The 20,856-nt window shown below is 60.2% G+C and carries 18 protein-coding genes; 8 read left to right on the top strand and 10 right to left on the bottom strand.

Annotated features, from left to right (window positions below):
* The first annotated feature begins 242 nt into the window (after positions 1-242).
* The 8 genes from ADN01_RS04080 to ADN01_RS04045 are packed head-to-tail and all read left to right on the top strand — an operon-like array spanning position 243 to position 11,254.
* Positions 243-1,295: a Wzz/FepE/Etk N-terminal domain-containing protein gene (locus ADN01_RS04080; protein WP_062418269.1), complete on the top strand. Its 1,053-nt coding sequence runs from the start codon at positions 243-245 to the stop codon at positions 1,293-1,295.
* 50 nt (positions 1,296-1,345) lie between these two features.
* A complete protein-coding gene (locus tag ADN01_RS04075; protein ID WP_062418268.1) occupies positions 1,346-2,863 on the top strand; it encodes an O-antigen ligase family protein in 1,518 nt (505 codons plus the stop codon).
* A gap of 30 nt (positions 2,864-2,893) precedes the next feature.
* Positions 2,894-4,372, top strand: coding sequence for a lipopolysaccharide biosynthesis protein (locus tag ADN01_RS04070; protein WP_062418267.1), 1,479 nt, complete (start codon positions 2,894-2,896; stop codon positions 4,370-4,372).
* Positions 4,369-5,499, top strand: coding sequence for a glycosyltransferase (locus ADN01_RS04065; RefSeq protein WP_062418266.1), 1,131 nt, complete (start codon positions 4,369-4,371; stop codon positions 5,497-5,499). The genes ADN01_RS04070 and ADN01_RS04065 overlap by 4 nt, the downstream gene beginning before the upstream one ends.
* Positions 5,492-6,643, top strand: a complete 1,152-nt coding sequence (locus tag ADN01_RS04060) for a glycosyltransferase family 4 protein (RefSeq protein WP_147239037.1) — start codon at positions 5,492-5,494, stop codon at positions 6,641-6,643. Before ADN01_RS04065 ends, ADN01_RS04060 begins: the two co-directional genes overlap by 8 nt.
* Entirely contained in the window at positions 6,640-7,833 is a 1,194-nt protein-coding gene (locus ADN01_RS04055; protein WP_062418264.1) for a glycosyltransferase family 2 protein, read from the top strand. The genes ADN01_RS04060 and ADN01_RS04055 overlap by 4 nt, the downstream gene beginning before the upstream one ends.
* Before the next feature lie 10 nt (positions 7,834-7,843).
* Positions 7,844-9,016: a glycosyltransferase family 4 protein gene (locus tag ADN01_RS04050; RefSeq protein WP_062418263.1), complete on the top strand. Its 1,173-nt coding sequence runs from the start codon at positions 7,844-7,846 to the stop codon at positions 9,014-9,016.
* Positions 9,017-9,025: 9 nt separating this feature from the next.
* On the top strand, positions 9,026-11,254 hold the full coding sequence (locus ADN01_RS04045; RefSeq protein ID WP_062418262.1) for a cellulose biosynthesis cyclic di-GMP-binding regulatory protein BcsB: 2,229 nt from the start codon (positions 9,026-9,028) through the stop codon (positions 11,252-11,254).
* An 85-nt stretch (positions 11,255-11,339) separates the two neighbouring features.
* Here ADN01_RS04045 and ADN01_RS04040 read toward each other — a convergent pair whose 3' ends face one another.
* The 10 genes from ADN01_RS04040 to ADN01_RS03995 form a co-directional block, all read right to left on the bottom strand.
* A complete protein-coding gene (locus ADN01_RS04040) occupies positions 11,340-13,070 on the bottom strand; it encodes an asparagine synthetase B family protein (protein WP_062418261.1) in 1,731 nt (576 codons plus the stop codon).
* A 23-nt stretch (positions 13,071-13,093) separates the two neighbouring features.
* Positions 13,094-14,290, bottom strand: a complete 1,197-nt coding sequence (locus ADN01_RS04035) for a putative glycoside hydrolase (protein ID WP_082142772.1) — start codon at positions 14,288-14,290, stop codon at positions 13,094-13,096.
* Between the two features lie 77 nt (positions 14,291-14,367).
* Positions 14,368-14,793 carry an OsmC family protein gene (locus ADN01_RS04030; RefSeq protein WP_236690963.1) on the bottom strand — a complete coding sequence of 142 codons (426 nt, stop codon included), beginning with the start codon at positions 14,791-14,793 and terminating at the stop codon, positions 14,368-14,370.
* A gap of 21 nt (positions 14,794-14,814) precedes the next feature.
* Positions 14,815-15,489 (bottom strand): protein disulfide oxidoreductase, encoded by a 675-nt coding sequence (gene pdo, locus ADN01_RS04025; RefSeq protein ID WP_062418259.1) that lies wholly within the window; start codon positions 15,487-15,489, stop codon positions 14,815-14,817.
* A 260-nt stretch (positions 15,490-15,749) separates the two neighbouring features.
* The gene (locus ADN01_RS04020; protein WP_062418258.1) at positions 15,750-16,001 is read right to left on the bottom strand and encodes an anti-sigma factor family protein; all 252 of its coding nucleotides are present in this window, start codon (positions 15,999-16,001) and stop codon (positions 15,750-15,752) included.
* Positions 15,991-16,599: an RNA polymerase sigma factor gene (locus ADN01_RS04015; protein WP_062418257.1), complete on the bottom strand. Its 609-nt coding sequence runs from the start codon at positions 16,597-16,599 to the stop codon at positions 15,991-15,993. The genes ADN01_RS04020 and ADN01_RS04015 overlap by 11 nt, the downstream gene beginning before the upstream one ends.
* Positions 16,600-16,656: 57 nt before the next feature.
* Complete coding sequence (gene tsaD, locus ADN01_RS04010; protein WP_062418256.1) at positions 16,657-17,703, bottom strand: tRNA (adenosine(37)-N6)-threonylcarbamoyltransferase complex transferase subunit TsaD; 1,047 nt, start codon at positions 17,701-17,703, stop codon at positions 16,657-16,659.
* 52 nt (positions 17,704-17,755) lie between these two features.
* Positions 17,756-19,006, bottom strand: coding sequence for a M24 family metallopeptidase (locus tag ADN01_RS04005; RefSeq protein WP_062418255.1), 1,251 nt, complete (start codon positions 19,004-19,006; stop codon positions 17,756-17,758).
* Complete coding sequence (gene selA / locus ADN01_RS04000) at positions 19,003-20,394, bottom strand: L-seryl-tRNA(Sec) selenium transferase (RefSeq protein WP_062418254.1); 1,392 nt, start codon at positions 20,392-20,394, stop codon at positions 19,003-19,005. Before selA ends, ADN01_RS04005 begins: the two co-directional genes overlap by 4 nt.
* Positions 20,387-20,782, bottom strand: a complete 396-nt coding sequence (locus tag ADN01_RS03995; protein ID WP_062418253.1) for a hypothetical protein — start codon at positions 20,780-20,782, stop codon at positions 20,387-20,389. Before ADN01_RS03995 ends, selA begins: the two co-directional genes overlap by 8 nt.
* Between the last annotated feature and the right edge of the window lie 74 nt (positions 20,783-20,856).

The raw sequence follows: 20,856 nt of genomic DNA, 5'->3' as shown, positions 1-20,856 counted from the left end.
CCAGTTATGATAAAGGAGGTCGGTCGGCATTGGTTTACTCCGTTTCTAAAATGCTTCCGGAAAACCTATTTTAGTGGAGATCTGGTGCCGATCAACTATTCTTTTGTTAAAGTGTCAGGTGGCTAGTAGTAGGATTGACCTTTCGAATCAAAGTTATCATCCGTCATCCGCATCATACTCGTACTGGTGGAGCGGATCGCCTGCACAATTGAATAATCTACGCACATGCGAGGAGGATTGAAATGGAACTTCGTATCTACTTGAAGATGTTACAGCGCGGTTGGTGGATTGTCGCTCTCACGGGCTTAATTGCCTTGTTCGTTGCCCTGGTGGTCTCCTTTTTCTCGGTTCCCATCTACCGCACCAGCGCCCGCTTTGTGGTCAGTCCCAATCCCTCTCTGGTCACCGGGCGCGATGTTGTAACCAGCCTCGAAGCCCTGGATAAACGTTCCATTGTTTCGACCTATGCGGAATTTCTCAACAGCGCCCGCATCTTCGACGAAACCTTACAGGAATTGGGCATCCTGCAAAGTGACGCGGCCCAATACACCCACACCACGGTCGTCCTCCCCGACGCCAATATTCTGGAACTATCCGTAGATGGGCCCAACCCGCAGGTAGCCGCCACCATCGCCAACAACCTGGGGCAGCGCGCCATCAGCTACATTCGCTCACTCTACCAGGTGTATGACATCACCTTCCTGGATCCAGCTTCTGTCCCATCTGTACCGATTCGTCCTCAGCCCCTGCGTGACGGCGCCCTGGCTCTCGTTCTGGGTGTTGTCATCGGCGCCGTCCTGGCCATCCTGCGTGAACAAATCTCCATCCCCCTGGATGCCTACCGCCAGCGCCAAATGATGGACCGCTCTTCCTCTGCCTTTACCCGCCGCTACTTAATGCGCCGTCTCGAAGGCGAGTTGGCCCGCGATCCTAATGGGGTGGTTTCTTTTGGTCTCATTCGCCTCAACGGCTTGCTCGATCTGATTGACGGCCTGCCGCAGCCGGTCACCCAGCGCATCCTCAACCAGGTGACCAATGTGCTGCGCAAGGAACTGCGCGGTAATGACCTCATTGGCCGCTGGACCGATGTCAGTTTTGCGCTCATGCTGGCTTCCACCAACGAAGGCGCCGCTGGCCGAACCCTGGAACGCATCCGCCAGGCCCTGCTTGTCCCCATCGAAATCGAACCGGGCACAGACCGGATCGCCCTCAACCCGCAAACCGCTGTGGCTACCTATCAGGGCAACGAATCGGCTATTGAATTGACCGAACGTGCAGAACGCGCCCTGGATTAAAGACCGCAGAGCCTTCGCCGCACCCATGCGACACAACCGGGAGGTTTAACATGAGTGTCATCACCCCAAATTCACCCAGCCAGCGTTGGCTGACCCCCATCATCATCTTCATGGCTGTCGCGGCAGCGGCAGCCCTGGGCTGGGCGGTCATCTCCATCGCCAGCCCCACCATCATCACCGTGGTGGTGGTCGGCCTCGTTCTGGCCGTGCTAACGGTGGTGCGCGCAGAATTTGGGTTAGCCCTCCTGGTGCTCATTAACTACACCCGCGTTTCAGACACACTGATCAAATATCAGGGGTTCCCTTCTGTCGCCAAGCCTCTGGTGGCTCTGCTGGTGGTCACTGTCCTCATCCATTGGCTGCTCTACAAAGAACCTCCCCGCGGATGGGATAAGCCCCTAATCTTGATTGGCTTCTACACCCTGGTCAGTTACGCCTCCTTGCTGTTTGCCAGTGACCAGGCCACCGCTTCAACGGCTTTTTCTGACCTGCTGGATGATGTCATCATCGCCATGCTGATCGTGCTGCTCATGCAGCGCTTCCAAAGCATCCGTGTGGTGGTCTGGTCGCTGCTGGTATCTGGAACTTTCATCGCTGCCATCAGCGTGTACCAATACATCACCGGCCAGTTCACCAACGCCTTTGGCGGTTTCGGGCAGGCCGCCATCATGAATATCGTAGGTGAGTCGAACGACTACCGCATCCAGGGCACCTTTGGCAGCCCCAACTCGTATGCCCAGGTTTTGGTGGTGCTTGTTCCGCTGGCGTTTGATCGCCTGTTAAACGAACGCCGCCTCTTGGCGCGCTTTGCCGCCGGTTTTGCCCTGGTAACGGTGGTGCTCACCATCATCTTCACCTTCTCTCGCAGCGGTTTCCTTGCTCTGGCTGTGGTAGCCTTCCTGACCCTCCTCCACTACCGCCCCAAGCTGGAAACGCTGCTCATCGGGCTGGCATTGGCGGCCGCTTTGGTGCTGTTCATGCCTGCTCAATACAGCGAGCGTCTTTCCACCCTCACCAGTTTTCTGCCGGGCTCCACCAGCTCGGCGCAGTCCGAGGTTTCCTTCCGCGGGCGCATCAACGAATATGCCGTGGGCTTTCTCATGTTCGCGGACTACCCCTTCCTCGGCGTGGGCCTCAAGAATTATCCTGCCAACTACCTGGAATACTCACCGCGCGTGGGCATTGATCCCCGCCGCGAACAGCGCGCCCCGCACAGCTTGTACATTGAAGTCGCCGCAGAACAAGGTATCTTAGGCGTGTTGGCTTTTGCTCTGATATTAATTGCTGTCTTTCGCGGAACAGCCCGCGCTGCCCGTCAATTTGGCGAAATGGGCCTCCGCCGTGTGCAGAGCATGACCTCCGCCCTGTCCATTGGGATGATTGGCTATCTCACCGCATCTTTCTTCGTCCACGGTTCCTACCCGCGCCCCTTCTGGCTTTTGGTAGGCATCCTCCTCTCCGTTGCCAATGTCGCAGCTCAGGAATACCGTATCTTCCACAGCCAGCAAACTGGCCGGGCACCCTTTGACCTGTCCATCTCGATCGCACAAACCTACGAACAGGAATAAGACCTCGATCTTATTCAGCACTGGAGAATCATGACTGCATCAGCCCCGATCAGCGTCGGAAAAGAAGTCGCCAAAGGCACATTTTGGATCTATGCGGCCAGCTACGGCGGCAAGTTCTTCTATTTCCTCAGCACGCTGGTTTTGGCTCGCCTGCTCAGTCAAGATGACTATGGGGTGGTCGGCTACGCTACTGTGGTGATCAGCTTCCTGGATGTGCTCAGCGACCTGGGCATCGGCCCAGCCCTCATTTACCATAAAGAAAACCCAAAAACCGCCGATACGGCCTTCTGGTTGGGCATGCTCATCGCTGCCGCCCTCTACGGACTCAGCTGGTTAGTTGCCCCGCTGGCAGGCTGGTATTTCAACGATCCGCGTGCCATCCCCATCATCCGCACTCTGGCCCTGGTCTTCCCCATCTCGGCCTTCAGCAACATCCATAACACCCTGCTCAAAAAGAATCTGGGGTTCCGACAAAAATTCCTCCCAGACTTTATCCGCTCCACCAGCAAGGGCATCCTTTCCATTATCTTTGCCTTGTTAGGTTTAGGCCCCTGGAGCCTGATCCTCGGTCAGCTGCTCTCCACACTGCTCTCCACCGTAGTCTATTGGCGCGTACTTCCCTGGTGGCCTGCCCTCCACTTTGACCGTGTCCTGGCCCGCAGCCTGCTCACCTACGGTCTCAGCATCGTCGGTCTCAACGGTCTGGCTTCCCTGCTGACCAATGTGGATTACCTCTTCGTGGGTCGTTTCCTCGGCACCATCGCCCTGGGAACCTACACCATGGCCTTCCGCATCCCCGATTTGCTCATCTCCGAATTTTGCCTGATCATCTCGGTGGTGCTCTTCCCGGTGTACGTGCGCGTGCGCGATGAATCCGCCGAAGCGCTCAACAAAGCCTTTCTCAACACCCTGCGCTACATTGCCCTGGTCACCATTCCCATGGGGCTGGGTCTGGCCTTGGTGGCGCGCCCCTTCGTGCTGGCTTTCCTGACCGCCAAGTGGATGGACGCGATCCCTGTGATCCAATCCATCTCCATTTTCTCCATGCTCTTCTCGCTCTCACTCAACACGGGCAGCCTGTACAAAGCCCAGGGCCGTGTGGATGTGATGGTCAAATTGGCTCTGGTGCGTTTGGGGCTGATCATTCCGGCCATGTTCTTCGTCATCCACACCTTTGGCACCATCGCCTCCGTCGGCTGGGCCCAGGCGGCCGTTGCCACCCTCTCCGGCACACTCAATTTGTACGTCGCTGCCCGCATGGTGGGCACTGATCTGCTCCAGGTGTGGAAAGCCCTCCAACCTGCCGCCATCTCTGGGATTGTCATGGCTCTGGCCGTCTTTGGCTTGCTGACCTTCACCGCCGCCTGGCCGCCGCTGCTCCAGATCCTTCTCGCTGCGCTTTCCGGCGGTGCGGTTTACGCTGCGCTGCTCTATTGGCAAGAACAAAAGCTCGTTTTGCAGCTCATCCACACCCTCCAGTCCGCCTGGCTTCGAAGAGGTTCTGCATGAAAGTCGCTCAGATCATCGATTCCCTCAAATGGGGCGGGGCCCAAAAAATGGTCCTGACCCTGGTTCAGCAGCTGTGCGAACGCCGTATTCCGGTCACCGTCATCTCGCTCAGCGATGACGCCGACACCGACATCGCCCAGCAAATCCGCGCCCTGGGCGTCACTACCCACCATCTGGGCGGCCGTCTGCTCAATCTGGGGCGCATCCAGCATCTGGTCACCCTCCTGAATCAAGAATCAGTCACCCTGGCGCACACCTACCTGACCTATGCCAATATCATCGGTGTGTTCGCCGCGCGTGCTGCGGGGGTGCCCGTCATCGCCTCCCTGCGCTCGGCCGGTCGCGACCCGCGCCACTACAACCCCCTGCGCTATCACATGGAGACCTACACCCTCACACGCATGGCCTCGGTGGTGATGGCCAACGGTCACGCGATTGCAGAAGTCCACCAGCAGCGCCTGGGCAACCGCCCCATCGTGGTCATTCCCAACGCCGTTGCTCTTCCGCCTCTGCCGTCCGCCGCCGAGCGCCAGCGCCAGCGTGCTTCCTGGTTCAGCGATCCCACCCGACCTATACTCATGTCTGTGGGCCGCTTTTCGCCCCCCAAGGGTCAGGCGGATTTGCTGCAAGCCTTCGCTCAACTGCGCGAACGTCTGCCTCAGGCCGCTCTGGTCTTCGTGGGCGACGGCGAAACCCGCGCCGCGGTGGAAGCCCAGGCAGGGCAGCTCGGTCTGTCGGACGATGTGCGTTTCCTCGGCGCGCGCTCCGATGTGCCCGCTCTGCTCCCCCTTGCGGATGTCTTCGTCAGTCCCTCCCATTGGGAAGGTCTTTCCGTGGCCTTGCTTGAAGCCCTCGCTGCTGGTCTGCCCATTGTCGCCACCAAGGTGGGCGACGCCCCGCGCGTGGTCTCCGCGGATGTGGGCTCCCTGGTGTCTCCCAAAGATCCCACCGCCCTGGCCAACGCGCTCCATACCCTCCTCACCCACCCGTCGCGCTGTGCCGCCGCAGCCCAGGCCGCCCGTTCTCGTGCTGCTTCGCAATTCGGTCTCGATACCTGGACCAACCGCCTACTTAAGCTCTACACCCAGGTTTCTCCCTCGTTTAAGGAGGCGCTCCCCCGTGAATAGCCCCTTCCGTGTGGCCATGATCATCCAGGGATACCACCCGCGCGTAGGCGGAGCCGAACGGCAGTTGGCTGCCGTTGCCCCGCGCCTGCAAGCCCGCGGGCTGGATGTGCATGTGCTCACCCGCCGCTATCCGGGTCTGGCCGCCGAAGAAATCGTCAACGGCGTGCCGGTTCACCGCCTGCCCATCCCCGGCCCCAAACGGGTTGGCTCGTTGGTGTTCCTGGCCGCGGCCCTCCTCAAATTGCGCCAGCTTCGTCCCCAGGTCATTCACGCCCACGAGCTGCTTTCACCCACCACCACTGCCCTGGCGGCCCGCCGCCTATGGAAAACCCCTGTGGTAGCCAAAGTCCTGCGCGGCGGCGCCGTCGGTGACTTGGCCAAGCTGCGCCGCAACTCGCTTTCAGCTTCTCGCCTGCGCCCTCTGCAAACCCAGGTGGACCGCTTCATCGTCGTCAGCCGTGAAATTGACCGCGAGTTGGAGGCTGCCGGAATCCCCCCCCAGCGGCGCGCTTTCATTCCCAACGGCGTCGACTGCCAGCGCTTCGCCCCAGCCACCCCAGAGCAGAAAGCCGCTGCCCGCGCCCAATTGGGGCTGCCTGCCAACCAGCCCGTGCTGGTCTTTACCGGGCGCATCGACCCCGAAAAGAACCTTGCCCTGCTCCTCAGTCTCTGGCCGCAGATCCGCCTGGCCGCCCCTCAGGCCTCTCTCCTACTGGTCGGGGACGGCGAGCAGGCTGCCGAGCTGTGCGCGGCTTCGCCAGAAGGTGTGCTCTGGCCCGGCAAAGTCACTGACCCGCGCCCCTATCTGCATGCCGCCGATATTTTCGTCCTCCCCTCGCTCACCGAAGGCCTCTCCAACGCCCTGTTAGAGGGTATGGCCTGCGGCCTGGCGCCGGTCTCTTCGCATGTCGGCGGCAGTGAGGATGTCATCCTCCCCGGGGTCAACGGCTGCCTCGTTCCCGCCAATGACGGCGCGGCTTTACAGGAAGCCCTGGTGAATCTGGTCTCCCACCCCGACATTTGCGCCCGCATGGGCGCTGCCAGCCGCGAACGGATCGCCCAGGAGTACGATTTGGAAACCACCGTCGCGCGTCTGCATCATCTATACCTTGAAGTCACCCCTCAACGGAGTCAGCCCTCATGATCGGCATCCTTTTCTGGCTCAGCGTCCTCTTCATTGTTTATACCTATGCCGGCTACCCGCTGCTGCTGGCTCTCCTGGCGCGCACCCGCAAGCCTCATCCGCCCTATCCGGATCATACCCCCACAGTCACCATCCTCATCGCCGCCTTCAACGAGGAGCAAGTCATCGCGCATAAGATCGAAAACTGTCTGGCGCTGGACTATCCCGCCGACAAGCTGCAAATCCTCGTTCTGAACGATGCCTCTGACGACCGCACCGCCGAGATCGTCAATGGCTATGCGCAAAAAGGCGTTGGGTTATACACCGCTCCCCAGCGCGTAGGCAAGCTGATCAACGTCAACCACGGCGTCACCCTCGCCCGCGGCGAGATCGTCCTCATCTCCGACGCCACCAATCTTTACTCCCCCGATGCCCTCCGTCATCTGGTCAAGCCCTTCTCCGACCCGCGCGTCGGCGGAGCTTTTGGCTCCCGGCAAATCGTGCGCGGCGACGGCGCCCTGGGCGATTCAGAGGGCCTCTACTGGAAGTACGAATCCTTCATCCAGACCAACGAAACCCGCCTGGGCACCAGTACCAACGCCTTTGGCGACATCTTCGCCATCCGCCGCGAATTATACGAAGCCCCGCCCGCCGGGGTCATCAACGATGACTTTATCCTCACCATGCGCCTGCTCAAACGCGGCAGTCAGGTCATCTACGCCCCCCTGGCGCGCACCCACGAGCGTATCTCGCCTACTGCCCAGGATGAAATCACCCGCCGTTCCCGCATGATCGCCGGGCGCTATCAGGCCATTTTCCAATTCGGCCACTTGCTGCCCCTGCGCCGGCCGATGCTCGTCTGGCAAATTCTCTCTCACAAGTTCTTCCGGCCCCTGGTTCCCTTCGCCATGCTCCTGGCCCTGCTCACCAACCTGGCTGCCCTCATCTTCCCGCCCGCCGCTGATTCCTGGCGCTGGTTGTGGCTGGCGCCTCCTTTCAACTGGGTGATCTTCGGTCTGCAAGTCTTGTTTTATCTGCTGGCCTGGGCTGCCCAGGGCCTGGAACGAAAAAACACCCTGGCCCGCATCCTCTACCTGCCCACTTTCCTGGTCAACAGCAATTTTGCCGCCGTAGCCGGCCTCATCCGCTTCCTCCGCGGCCGTCAAACCTCTACCTGGGCGCGCGTTCCGCGCCGGGATATTCAGAAATAAGGGTACCTTTGTGAAAGAGCTGCGCCTGGCGGTTGCCCTCACCGGAAATATCCACACCGACCCTGGAACTCAGGTCAAGTTGGGATTCCTGGTGCAGGCCCTGTCGCGCCAATTTCACATCGTAGACGTTGTGGACGCCAACCTCAGCGGCCTGCCGCGCCTGCTCAATGCCCTGCGCGTCATCCACCCCAACCGCCGCATTTGGCAGGAGCGCTTCTATAAAAACGTGCCCGCCTTTGATGCCCGTTCCCGTAAAGCAAACCGCGCCCTCTCCGCCCTCAAGGGTCAGGTGGACGGCATCCTGCAAATCGGCGTGCTGTTCGACGCCCTGCGCATCCCCACCGGTCTGCCCTCTGTCATGTACACGGATTACACCGCCCAGCTTTCTGCCGCCCGCCCTGCCGCTGGCCGTTCCCCCCTGCCGCCCCAACAGCGCGCCGCATGGATCGCCCGCGAGCGCCAGGCCTACGCTTCCGCGGCGCATATCTTCACCCGCGCCAATTTCGTCCGCCAGTCCATCCTTCAGGATTACCAGCTTCCGGCTGAGAAGGTCAGTGTTGTCGGCGGCGGGCTGAACCTGCCCGCTCTGCCCGAACTGCCCGCTCGCGACCCGCAGCGCGATCCGACCATTCTCTTCATCGGCAAAGAATTTCACCGCAAAGGTGGGGATGTGCTGGTGCAGGCATTTTCTCAGCTGCAAAGCCGCTTTCCCCGCGCTCGCCTGCGCCTGCTCACCCAAAAGCCGCCCCAGGCTGTTGACGCCTCGCCCCAGGTGGAATGGGTGGCCCCCACCTGGGACCGAGCCGCCGTCGCCCGCCTGTATGCCGAGGCAGATGTGTTTGTCCTCCCCTCCCGCCTGGAGACCTGGGGCGACGTGCTCCTGGAGGCTATGGCTTACGGTCTGCCCTGCGTGGGCGTGTCGGGTGAGGCCATGCCGGAGATCATTCAAGACGGCCGAACCGGCCGGATCGTCCCCCCGCAAGACGCCACCGCCCTCGCTGCTGCCCTGGAGGAACTGCTCAGCAATCCCGTCCAGCGCCAAAGCATGGGCCTGGCGGGCCGCCAACGGGTCGAAACGCATTTCACCTGGGATCATGTCGTACAGCGCATGTCTCCCGTTATTCTATCCGTACTTCCATCCCAACTGTATTTCGCGAAAGGAGGAGCGCCCTCAAAGGCGTGAATTGTGCATATGAAACGAGCTACCTATTTCCTGATTGTGTTAGTTATGGTGGTCGGCCTGTGGGCAGGCTCCAGCACAACCGGCTACGCCCAAACTGCGGACCCTACCCCGACTTCTGCTGCCGCCCCAGCCGCCGTCCTGGACCCCACCAGCCAGGTCACTTTCCTCACCTTAGGAGAGACGGACAACCTGCTGCGCGGCCCCTATGACTCCCTGCGGGTGCGCTTGAGCACCCCCATTGATTGGGTGCTCCTGCCCGGCGCCACAGTGCAGCTGGATCTCTCTTCTTCCTACACCACCCTGAAGGGGCTGGACTTTACCGGTACCGGGGCTTCTCTGGAAGTGACCTTCAATAACGTTCTGGTCACCACCCTCCCCCTGGATTGGACCGGCGAGCGCACCCTCACCATCCCCCTGCCGCCCGAAGCCCTGGTCTCGCCCCGCAGCGACGGCCGTCACGAACTGCTGCTCTTCCTTGACGCCGCCATTGACTGCGAATACGACCACTCCACCAGCCTCATCGTCCGGCAGTCCTCGCTCATCAACCTGCCGCACGACACCACCGCCCCGCGCCTGGATCTCAACCGCCTGCCGCAGCCCATCTACCAGGACAGCGCTTTCCAGCCCGTCACCGCGGCAGTCATCGTCCCCGACAACCCCACCGCGGGTGAACTGCAGGCTGCCCTCACCCTGGCCGGTGGGTTTGGCCGCCTCACCAACAACCGCCTGCCCATGACCCTGCTGCCCGCGGCTGCCTTTACCCCTGAGGTGCAGAAGGCCAATCATATCTTCATGGTCGGTCAGGCGGCGCGTCTCTCCGCCCTCCTCACCCCGCTCAGCCTTCCCGCGGCTTTGCAGGGCGGTGCGTTCGCTGGGGTCAACCAAGGTGAAGGTGTAGTGCAGATGGCCGCTTCTCCCTGGAGCACCGCCAATGTTGTCCTGGTGGTCAGCGGTGACAGCGACGCCGCGGTCAACAAGGCCGCTCAGGCCGTCTCTTCCGGTGTCATCCGCACCAACGCCGCCCCCAACCTGGCCGTCGTCACCGATATCCAGTCCAGCATCGCCGTGCCCACCATCCCCGTCAACCGCACCTTAGGTGAACTCGGCTACGATGTCATTACCCTCGGCGGCTCCGGCATCAGCTCCAGCGAAATTCGCTTCTACATCCCCCCGGGACAGATCACCAACAACGATGCCTATGTGGACATCAACTTCACCAATTCCGCCCTGGTTGATTTTGACCGTTCGGGGTTGGTCGTGCAGTTGAACGATCAGGTCATCGGCAGCGCCCGCATCTCCGCAGAAACCACCACCGCCGGCAAGGCGCGGGTCACCATCCCCGCTTACGCCGTCCGCCCAGGCATCAACCGCATGGTCTTCCTGGCCGACCTGCTGCCCATTGACGTCTGCACCGATATCAACCTCAACCGCCTGTGGCTCTCCATCAGCCCCGATTCCATGCTGCATATCCCCCTGGTGCCGGCAGAGCCGATCATCACCAGCCTGCAAAATCTGGGTGCTTACCCGCTCAACTTCACCGCCAGCCCCACGCTGAAATCGGTGGCCTTTGTGCTGCCCGCCCAGGATGCTGCGGCCTGGAACACCGCCGCGCAGTTGGCCGCTGATCTGGGCCGCCGCAGTTACGGCACCCTGGTGGAAGTGGGCGCGGCCTTCGCGGATGCCCTCCCCGAAGATTTCCGCAAGGATCGCGATTTGATCCTGGTGGGCGTTCCCGCGGACCTGCCCCTCATCGCCGAGCTGAACCCGGCCTTGCCCGCCCCCTTTGAAAACGGCTCCAATATCGCCACAGAGCGCAGCCAGCAGGTGCTCTACCGCATGCCCGACGGCGTCAGCCTGGGCTACTTGCAGTTAGCCCCCGCCCCCTGGAACAACCAGCGCACCGTCTTAGGCGTCCTGGGTTCCACCTCAGAAGGCGTTACCTGGGCAGGCAATGCCCTGGTGACCGCAGCCCTGCGCGGTCAGCTCGGCGGTGATTTCGCTGTGGTGCGTGATCTGCAGATCATTTCCAGCGACTCGCGCCTCAGCATGCGCACCGCGGATCTGTCCACCACCCTGGTTCCGCCCGCCGAAACCCTGGTCACCCCTGCCCCCGCCCTGCCCGCTGCCACCCCTGCCGCAAATCAGCCCTGGCTCGTGCCAGCCATCATCGCCACCGGCGTGCTCATCGCTCTGGTACTGATCATCGCCATTCTCAGCGCCCTGCGCAAGAAAGCCTGACGATATTCTCCATTCCATACACAGACCCTGGCAGTTTCGCCAGGGTCTGTTGATTTTTCTGTGATTCGATACCGATCCTGCGCGCTTATTGCGCTGCCTCGCCCCCCACAAAGAACACGGCATCCTCTTCCAATATTTCCACCATCTTCACCACAATCGCCCCGCGCAGCGCCAGCCGGTTCGGGTCCATATCCACCTTCGGGCGTCCTCTTTGCAGCAGACCGGTGATGATCGGCCCCGTTAAGCGCTTCAAATAGCGCCGCAGCCGCATGATCCGCCAGTTGCGTTTCTGCTTTTTCCGATCAATCATCAGGTGAGCCAGAATAAATTCGTGCAGGGTGGGAGGCAGCACCCGGAAGGCGGCCTCATGATTGAGGATTCCCCGCAGCAGTTCCACCATCCGTGCCGAGCGCAGCAAATTTCGGTCGGTTTCCACAGCGGGGTGGGCAGCAAACGGAACCTTCGGGCTTTGTGCTTCCACCAGTTCCCGAAACACCCTCTTGCGCGTGCGCAAATGATCCGGCATCTCGCGCACCACTTCCTGAATGCTCCCCGCCAGCAAGGGGTTCAGCACCTCAACATACGCGGTTTTCAAGTCCGTCAGCGCCGCCAATTCATACGGCACACGGAATTGCTGGAACAGGCGGTCTCGCCACGTGACCAGGGACTCACGGTGGCGCCGCTGCAGCCATTCTGGCAGTGCCTGCTGCAAATGTTCCTCCGGCGGACAAGGCGGCAGGTTGCCGTAATCCATCAGCATCATACAGGCAATCGCCCGCCGCGCCTCGTATCCCGTGGGCGGAACAGCCGTCGCCCCAAAAGCCTCGTCTCCGCGCACAATACCAGTGATGCCCTCATCCACAAGCGTTTTCCACGTAGCAAAGCCGTCCAGATACCCGCGGATGTGATCCACGCGCCCCTCGCCCGCTTGCAAGAAGCGCCGCAGCACCAAATCAGGGTGTACTGTGCCGTCCATCTCCATCGGAAAATAGCGGAAAGGGATTCCAAAATGTTCCGTCAGCCTTCGGGCCACCACCGCATCGCTTTTCGGCTGCTGCAGTGCCGCCTTGGTGCCCCAGGTGATGCAGGGCAGGTTCTCACGCAGCCCCATCCCCAACAGCAGCGCGCGGCTGTCCACCCCGCCCGAAAGCGGCAGCACCCAATAGCGCGGGTCGGGGTGCAGTTGATTCAACACCGCTTCCACCGCGTCCGCCAACCGCTTGCGCTGTTCCGCGTCCGATATCGGGGCCGCCGTAAAGCGCACCGGCCGAGTATCCACCTCCGCCTGCCAGCGTTCCATGTCAAACCGCAGGGTTGAATCCCCAGGCAAATGCTGAATGCGCTCATCCCAACTGTGCCCTGGCCCCAACGTGCCGGAAGACAGCATCCAGGCCATCGCCTGACGGTTCAGCACAAAGCTTTCCAAAAAGGCCACAATCGCCCGCTGAGAAGTGGACGCGATGAAAAAACGATCATTTTGCGCCGTCCAAACCGTGCGGCTGGCCAGCGCGTCGGTCACAATCTCCACCCCCGTCTCCGTTTCCCGGAAGATGGCAAAAGAACCGTCCAGGGCTTTTCCAGGTTCCCACCACGCCTCACCGTTTTCAGTCAGTCCCAGGCAAATACTGGCACCGTTCACGTTGACCGCCGGGCTGTTTTGATACACCGCCCCCATGCGCCTACCGCTGCGCACAATCAAAGCCGGGGTATCCGGTAAATGATCCATCTTCAGCCTGCCCGCCAGCCTTTGCAGGCGGCTTTCCGCCATCGGCAGGTCTTCTTCCGACCGAACCACCACGTACGTCACCCTGGCCATGCCTAGCTCCTCTGCACCTGAAATTACGGCTGAACGCGGATCTCCGCCGTTCCAGCCTCTGGCTGCACCATCACGCTGCCCCGTTCAAAATCCCGCCGCCAGCCCCCTGCCGCAGCGTAGCGTTCGCCCAAAGCCCCGCCCAGTTCCACCCTGTAATTATCATACAGCCAGGCGGTGGTGTATTCCTCGTGGTACGTGTAGCGGAATGTGACCCCGCCCAAATCCGCCAGGATGGCAGACGCCAGCGAAAATTCCTGCCGGGCGAAATCCATTTGGCGGCCCTGGGCCACCAAAATCAATTGTTTGCCCATGCGCTGCGCGCTTTCCACCATCTGCATTTCTTTTTCCCAGGTCTCCCGGCTGTGATAGCCGTCCTGCCAATCCACCGCAAAGCTCTCCACCATCACCCCATCCAATGCCCCCAAAAAAGGCATCAGCTCTTCTGCGCTGTCCACATCCAACACATTCGCATACAGCGGGCGGTGATTGGGGCGAGTGTAGGTCTCATAAATGCGCTTCAAAAAGCCTAGTACCGCCTGCCGGTAGCTTTCCTCATCCGGGTAACGCTCCGGCAGTGCGCCCACCCGCCGGCGCTTATCCAGGTTAGCCTCAACATTATCCAGGAAAATGCCGTCCCAACCGCCTGTTTCTTGCCCCATCTGCGCTCGTTCCAGCCAAAAATCCTGCCAACCAGTGTTTCCCGGGTCCATCATCACATAGCCGCCGTCGTTCTTCATCTTCTGCCCATTCCCGTCCAGCAAAAACCAGTCCGGGTGCTCCTGTGCAATCCAACAGAAATCTCCCGGCTGGTTGGCCACCTGATTCTGATACGGGCGCTTCTGGCAGTCTTCCATATCCAGAATCGCGTCAAAGCGCAGATATTGCAAAAAGAATCCCTGCGCCCCCGCCTCCCGCATTCGTTCTCGCTCCGCCTCATCCCCTCCTGTCAGGACGAAGAAATCAAAGTTCTGGGCGATCTTAGCCAGATCGCCGTCCTTGGGCGGTTTATAGAACCAGGCCAGTCTGGGCGAATACGGCGGGCTGACGCTCGCTTGAATCGTTGGCACTTTTTCCACCTCAACCGTCTGTGTCACGGCGGTTTCCCCTTCGCTTGCAGCCGCGGCCGGCTGCGTGCCAATCATCACACGCACCCCCATCCATGTCACCGCGATGACCAACCCCAACAATACGATTAAGAACAGTAAGCGTAGATTTTTCATAATTGTCGAGTAATTTTACCAAATTAAACAACGAACCGGTGATATCCTCACCGGCTCGTCATGGTTGCTTGTGTGAATTACGCTTCGCGCAGGGTGATCACCGATTCAATCTTGGCCGTCTTGCTGATCATGGCTTGCACCGAGCAGTACTTCGTCTCCGAAAGCTCCACGGCCCGTTCCACGGCTTCGCGCTGCACATTTCGCCCCGTGACGATGTATTCTACCTGCACATGGGTGTACACCCGCGGGTGGCTTTCGGCACGTTCACCCCGCGCCACCACCTCAAAACCAGTCACATCCTGTTCTTTTTTCTTCAAAATCGCCATCACATCCAAAGCCGTGCAGCCTGCCATGCCGATCAGGATCAATTCCATTGGACTGAAGCCGTCATTGTCGCCCCCAAACTCTGGCGCGGTTCCAATGGGCAGCTCAAAACCTGACTGACCCGAACCGGTGAAGCTCATCCCGTGTTTCCAAATAACCTTGCCTTCTTTCATCGCCATGGTTCTTCGCTCCTGATGGGGTTAAATTTCGTCTTCAATGACCTGCTGAAGTTTTGCCAGCAGCTGCGCTTCTGGCACGGCGCCCACAATCTCGCCTGCGCCTTCGTTGATCACGGTGTGCGGAACGCCGGAAACCCCGTATTGATCCGACAAATCCGGGAATTCCATCGCCTCCACCATCTCCGCCTCAATCAGAGGGTTTTCCATCGCAAACTGGTGCGCCAGCACCACCGCCTGTGGGCAGTAAGGACAGGTGGGGGTCACAAATACCTGGAAAGTCACCGGCGATTTGACCTGCTGCAAAAATTCTCGCGTCTCCGCGCTCAAGCCCGAATCGGCCGCTGAAACCATCAAGATACTCCGCACCAGGCTGGTGAATTCATGCCCGCCGGGGATTCCCGCAAAGCGCACCCCCAAATCGACAATTTCGCCCCCGCGCATCTCACCAACCACAATTCCCGGAGCCTTATCCACATGATAGCCCTCGGCAATTTTCGCATCCTCGTTGATGTCGTAGGACTTCAAGTGCACCTTGTCCGACAGGGCGGTCACCTCTTCCAACAGGTCCAGGGTTTGCTCACAATACGAGCAATTCTCTTCCGTGCTGCCAAAGAAAGCCACGCCCACTTCACGGTCCAGGGCGGCAAAAATCTGGCTCAACTGCTTGCGCAAATTGGCATCCAACATTTGGCTCATCCCGTCTTCTCCTCACAAAATCATCCGTTCGCAGCCCCACCGGGGCTGTGCACCATAGTTTATCAAGTAAAACAGCCGCCCTCCACCACCCCGCAAACCGGGCAGATCAGGTTCAGGGTTCCATCGTAATCCAGAACGCCCTGACCGCAGCGTGGGCAAATGCTTTTTGCGCGGAGGTCGGAAATGCCCTCGGTTTTGGGGCTTTGGCTCTTCCCCTCGCTCTTCGGATCCGGCTTCGGTAACGCACAGAACATTGCCGCTCACCCTTCGTGCAGAAAATCGTCCAATTGCAGGCGGTGCAGCAGCCGCTGGTGAACCGCCTCAGGCATGGCATCCGGCTCCTCCTGCTGATACAGCTCCACCGTCCGCCGCAAGGTGTTCACCACCACGGTGCAGTTGTGGCAGCTCTGGAGGTGCTGTTCCAACGCCTCACACAATTGACCGTCCAGCGTTCCGTCCACGTAATCGGAGAGGGAAGCCAACAAGTCTTCGCAGTGACCCTTATTCTTCATCCGCGCTCACCTTCTGCATCCGCTCGCCAAAATAAGCCGAAAGCGCCTCGCGCAGCTTCAGCCGCGCCCGCACCAACCTCGTCTTCACCACCGCCTCCGCCACGCCCAGAACCTCAGCCGTCTCGCGCACCGACAAGCCCTGCAAATCGCGCAGCACAAATACCGAACGCAGGGCTGGTGAAAGCCCCGCCGCCGCCCGATCCATCTCGGCCTTGGTTTCGCTGGAGAGCATCTCGGCTTCCGGCAGGCAGCACCAGTCCACAATCTGCTGCGGGTGCGGAACGCCTTCTTCTTCGTCCGCGTCGCCAGTCTCTTCCACCAAAGTCACTTGCGGTTTCTTACGCCGCAGCACCATCAAAGCCTCGTTGGTGGCAATCCGGAACAGCCAGGTAGCCAGACTGGAGCGTCCTTCAAATCCCGGCAGGGCCTTCATCGCCCTCACGAACGTTTCCTGAAGCACATCTTCAGCATCCTGCTCGTCCGCGGTGATCTTCAGCCCCAGCCGGTACACCTGCGGCGAATACTGCGCCACCATTCGCGCAAATTCGGCCCGGTCTCCCGCGCGCAGAGCTTCCAATGATAAAGGCGCTTCATTCATCCAGCGTTCTACCTTGTTTGATGATCTTAGTTCGAAAAAAGTGACAGACCGCCCGGCTTATGACAGCGGCCAGTTAGGCATCACGTCTATATCCAGGCTGTCGGTCTTACCGCGGACAAACCGAAAATGCCCCGCAGCGGCGATCATGGCGGCGTTATCCGTGCACAGCGAAAAAGCCGGAATCTGCACGGGGAATTCCTTCTGCGCCAGAAAAGCCTCGCGCAGCGGCCGGTTCGCCGAAACCCCACCCGCCAAAAGGATCTGCCGCACACCAAATTTCCGCGCCGCCGCCAGGGTTTTGGTCAGCAGCACATCAATCACCGCCGCCTGAAAACTTGCCGCCAGGTCTGCCACCGGCAAAGGCCGCGTATCCTGCTCATATTCCTTCACCGTGCGCAGCACAGCCGTTTTTAACCCGCTGAACGAAAAATCCCAGGTGCCTTCCAGGCGAGAACGCGGGAACTGGAAGGCAAATGGGTTCCCTTGCTCCGCAGTCTTCTGTATCGAAGGTCCCCCAGGGTAAGGCAGGCCCAAGAGCCGCGCCACCTTGTCAAACGCTTCGCCCGCTGCGTCGTCCAGCGTAGCGCCCAGACGTTCATACGTCAGGTGATCGGTCATCAAATTCAGCTCGGTGTGCCCCCCTGAAACCAGCAGAGCCAGCAGCGGGAATTCCGGCGCGGGTGGCGGATCTTGAATATCAGCCGGGTGCACCCAGGCCGAGTAGATATGCCCTTCCAGGTGGTTCACGCCCACCAACGGCTTACCGGAAGCCAGAGCCAGCCCTTTGGCGGCGTTCATTCCCACCAAAAGCGAGCCAGCCAGCCCAGGCCCGCGGGTTACCGCGATGGCATCCACGTCTTTAATGCCCAGATGGGCCTGCTGCAGCGCCTGTTCCACCACCGCGTAAATGGTCTGAACATGCTGGCGCGAGGCCACCTCTGGGAAAACGCCGCCGTATTTGGCGTGCAGATCAATTTGCGTCGCCACCACACTGGTATGCAGGGCGCGCCCATTCTCCAGGATGGCGGCTGCCGTCTCGTCGCACGAAGTCTCAATGCCTAAGACCCGTACAGGAAAAGTGTCGTTGGTAATCTTCTCGTTCATGTCCGATTTATACCATAAATCATTGTGAGCCGCCCCATCCCTTGTCTCAAGTTCAGCGCCCGCCCGTCTTTTTCATCGGCAGCACCAGTTCATAAGGGAACACAGGTCCCAAAACAGTGAATTTGCCTTCCGGTGTAACGGTGTAGGTATCTTCAATGCGCACACCCAGGCCGCGTTCCGGATAATATAACCCCGGCTCCAGGGTGAACACCGACCCGGGGATCAATATATCCTTAGGTGAGGCCAGCATACCCGCGCTGGGCAGCTCATGGATAAACAAGCCCACGCCGTGGCCCAGCGAATGTACATAACCCACTTCAGTCTCCGGCTGGCTCATCACTGTGGGGTGACCCATGGCCTCAAACAGCTCGCAGGTGCGCTTCTGATAATGCGGGAAGTGCATTCCCACTTCCATCTCTGAAACCAGGGTTTGGTACACACTCAGCACCTGTTCATACAGCTTCAGCGCCTCATCCGTGGCATACCCCAGGCTCCAGGTGCGCGTGAAGTCGTAGAAATAGCCGCCGCCCGCCTCGTTGGGGAAGATATCGAAGACAATGGTCTGTCCCAGCCGCAGCACATCCGTGGGGTTGCCGCTGGAATGGGGCACGCCCGCGTCGTGGCCGATTGCAAAAATGGTATCTTCGGGGTTTTCCGCCCCGTGCTCGGCCAGCCACAAATTGATCTTGGCCTTCACATCGCGAATGGTCAAAGGCTCACCGTCCGCGCGCAGCAGAACCTCACCGCGCACCGGGCTGCTGGTCAGCAGATCGGCCACCATACCCACCACCGTGGTGGTCACTTCGCCCATCCGCCGGATGCGCGCCAGTTCGTTTTCCTCTTTGGTGGCCATCGCCCGCAGCAAGAAATCTTCTTTCGGGTAGCCCACCAGCTCCACATCGGGCATCAGCTGGCTCAGCCGATCTAAAACTGCGTACCCCCGGCCAATGTCCGTCTGGCCGTACAGGGCCACCTTGCCGCGCGTCACGCCCACATCCTCAAACATGCGCTTGTAGCGCAGCGCCATCGCCAACAGTCGATCGCCTTCGGCCTCTTTCATTAAATCCGCAAACGGGTACAGCGAATAGCTGCGCGTTTGCAGCCCGGTTTTGGCAGCCTCATCCCGTTCCATCGAGCCGTGGAACAGCACCGGAGCCTCACCCCGCTTCTGAATCAAATCGGCCTGGGTCACATGCCCGCCGCCAGTTAAATACACCATATAAGGGTTGTGCTGCAGCGGACCCGTGATGAGCATGGCATCCATGCCGTTCTCTGCCATCAATTGATCCAGGTCAGTTTTCATGTTGCGCTCCTATCGTGGTTGAGTTGGGATTTAAATTCGTTCAGAACATTTTTTAGTCCGACCAAAAAAGCCCCTTCTTGATCCGGCAGCACCGTGCGAGGGTCAAAAACCACCCGATCTTCCTGGATACGGGCGATGATGGGCGGGTTGGTTTTGCGCAGGCGCGCCAAAAATTTCCCCGGCTGCCGCACGGCAAGCGCATACAGATAAGTCGGCAGGGTTTCCTCCGGCAAACTGCCCCCACCCACGGTGGACTCCCCGGACAGCACCTCACCATGACCGGTTTCTTCCACCCACCGTAGGGCGCGCGCACGCAGCGCCTCTGGCGTGTAACCGATCATCTGCCACACAGGGATCTCCCGTTCGGCCTCATCGCGCAGGTAATGCGTCAGCGTGGCGCTCAGCGCGCTCAGGCACAGCTTATCGGCCCGCACAGCCCGCGCCAACGGGTGTTTCTTTATTTTTGCCACCAGTTCGGCTTTTCCCACCACAATGCCAGCTTGCGGACCGCCCAACAGCTTATCCCCCGAAAAACAAATCAGATCCGCACCAGCCTCCATCGCTTCTTGAATAGTGGGTTCATGCGCCAATCCAAAACGCGCCGTGTCCAGGAAAGTTCCTGAACCCAGGTCATCCAAAACCACGGCCCCGCGGCCATGCGCGGTCTGGACAATATCCTTAAACTCCGGCTCGCTGGTGAAGCCGATAATGCGAAAATTGGATGAATGTGCGCGCATCACCACCGCCGCGGGCTGTCCATCCAGCGCATCCTCGTAGTCCCGCAAATGCACCCGGTTGGTGGTGCCCACCTCTACAAGTTTGGCCCCCGACTGGCGCATCACATCCGGCACGCGAAAGCCACCGCCGATTTCCACCAATTGATTGCGCGCAATCACCACCCGCTTGCCTTTGGCCAAAGCGCTCAGCGCCAGCAGCACAGCCGCCGCGTTGTTGTTCACCACCAGGGCCGCCTCGGCGCCGGTTAATAACTTCAGCAGGGCTTCCGCATGCACGCTGCGCGATCCCCGGCTGCCTTTGGGCAGGTCAAACTCCAGGGTCGAATAGCCCCCGCCTACCACCTGCACAGCCCGCACCGCCTCGCGGCTCAGCGGCGCGCGTCCCAAATTGGTGTGCAGCACAACCCCTGTGGCGTTGATCACAGCCATCAGGGTCGGAGCCAGCCAGCTCTCCAGCCGCATCCTCACCCGTTCCAGCAGTAAAGTCCCCTGTGGAATAGTCCCCCCTGCCTGAAATTCAATCCGCACCTGCGCCAGCGTCTCGCGGATAGCGCGCAGCGTCAGCCCGCGTCCGTACCCCGCCACCAGCTCTGCTGCTGTGCGGGTTTGCAGCAGTTGGTCCACCGATGGCAGCTCGCGCAAATCACTCATTCTCTGGAACCCCGGGCTGGAAGTGGCTGCGCTCCCGCATTCGCAGGAAAAATTCAATTAAGACAAACCCCAATCCTAAAAAAACAGCCATCTGGGTGGTCATCACACGCCCCATCATCAGCCACACCAGAATGTCGCCGTACACCCCCACCCAAATCGCCTGGCGCACGATCACCGTCCCCTCGACGCCGTACTTGCCCGCAAAGCGGCGGTGAATCAGCGCAATCAACGGCATCACGGTTCCGCTGAGGGCTTGCAGTAGGAAAAGCATAAACAGCCAGCGCGGCCCCAGGGTGGGCAAGGTGAAAAAAACCAACACCGCCACCCCTCCCCAACCGACGATTGCCAACAAGAAACCGGCAAGAATAAACGGACTTAAAGGCAGCATGCTTCTTGGCTCCTACGGCGCACCAGGATGTGTACCTTGATTATACCCGCCTTTGCCGCTTTGCACTCAACCCC

Source organism: Levilinea saccharolytica (genome assembly GCF_001306035.1).
GTDB classification, from domain to species: domain Bacteria; phylum Chloroflexota; class Anaerolineae; order Anaerolineales; family Anaerolineaceae; genus Levilinea; species Levilinea saccharolytica.
The sequence above is the reverse complement of the archived record's forward strand: the minus strand, read 5'-3'. Positions and strand labels throughout refer to the sequence as shown.

Excerpts from the sequence above, each read along its gene's own strand:
- ADN01_RS04080 (WP_062418269.1), top strand. The coding sequence starts at position 243 with ATGGAACTTCGTATCTACTTGAAGATGTTACAGCGCGGTTGGTGGATT.
- ADN01_RS04075 (WP_062418268.1), top strand. The coding sequence starts at position 1,346 with ATGAGTGTCATCACCCCAAATTCACCCAGCCAGCGTTGGCTGACCCCC.
- ADN01_RS04070 (WP_062418267.1), top strand. The coding sequence starts at position 2,894 with ATGACTGCATCAGCCCCGATCAGCGTCGGAAAAGAAGTCGCCAAAGGC.
- ADN01_RS04065 (WP_062418266.1), top strand. The coding sequence starts at position 4,369 with ATGAAAGTCGCTCAGATCATCGATTCCCTCAAATGGGGCGGGGCCCAA.
- ADN01_RS04055 (WP_062418264.1), top strand. The coding sequence starts at position 6,640 with ATGATCGGCATCCTTTTCTGGCTCAGCGTCCTCTTCATTGTTTATACC.
- ADN01_RS04045 (WP_062418262.1), top strand. The coding sequence starts at position 9,026 with ATGAAACGAGCTACCTATTTCCTGATTGTGTTAGTTATGGTGGTCGGC.
- ADN01_RS04040 (WP_062418261.1), bottom strand. The coding sequence starts at position 13,070 with ATGGCCAGGGTGACGTACGTGGTGGTTCGGTCGGAAGAAGACCTGCCG.
- ADN01_RS04035 (WP_082142772.1), bottom strand. The coding sequence starts at position 14,290 with ATGAAAAATCTACGCTTACTGTTCTTAATCGTATTGTTGGGGTTGGTC.
- ADN01_RS04030 (WP_236690963.1), bottom strand. The coding sequence starts at position 14,793 with ATGGCGATGAAAGAAGGCAAGGTTATTTGGAAACACGGGATGAGCTTC.
- pdo (WP_062418259.1), bottom strand. The coding sequence starts at position 15,489 with ATGAGCCAAATGTTGGATGCCAATTTGCGCAAGCAGTTGAGCCAGATT.
- ADN01_RS04020 (WP_062418258.1), bottom strand. The coding sequence starts at position 16,001 with ATGAAGAATAAGGGTCACTGCGAAGACTTGTTGGCTTCCCTCTCCGAT.
- ADN01_RS04015 (WP_062418257.1), bottom strand. The coding sequence starts at position 16,599 with ATGAATGAAGCGCCTTTATCATTGGAAGCTCTGCGCGCGGGAGACCGG.
- tsaD (WP_062418256.1), bottom strand. The coding sequence starts at position 17,703 with ATGAACGAGAAGATTACCAACGACACTTTTCCTGTACGGGTCTTAGGC.
- ADN01_RS04005 (WP_062418255.1), bottom strand. The coding sequence starts at position 19,006 with ATGAAAACTGACCTGGATCAATTGATGGCAGAGAACGGCATGGATGCC.
- selA (WP_062418254.1), bottom strand. The coding sequence starts at position 20,394 with ATGAGTGATTTGCGCGAGCTGCCATCGGTGGACCAACTGCTGCAAACC.
- ADN01_RS03995 (WP_062418253.1), bottom strand. The coding sequence starts at position 20,782 with ATGCTGCCTTTAAGTCCGTTTATTCTTGCCGGTTTCTTGTTGGCAATC.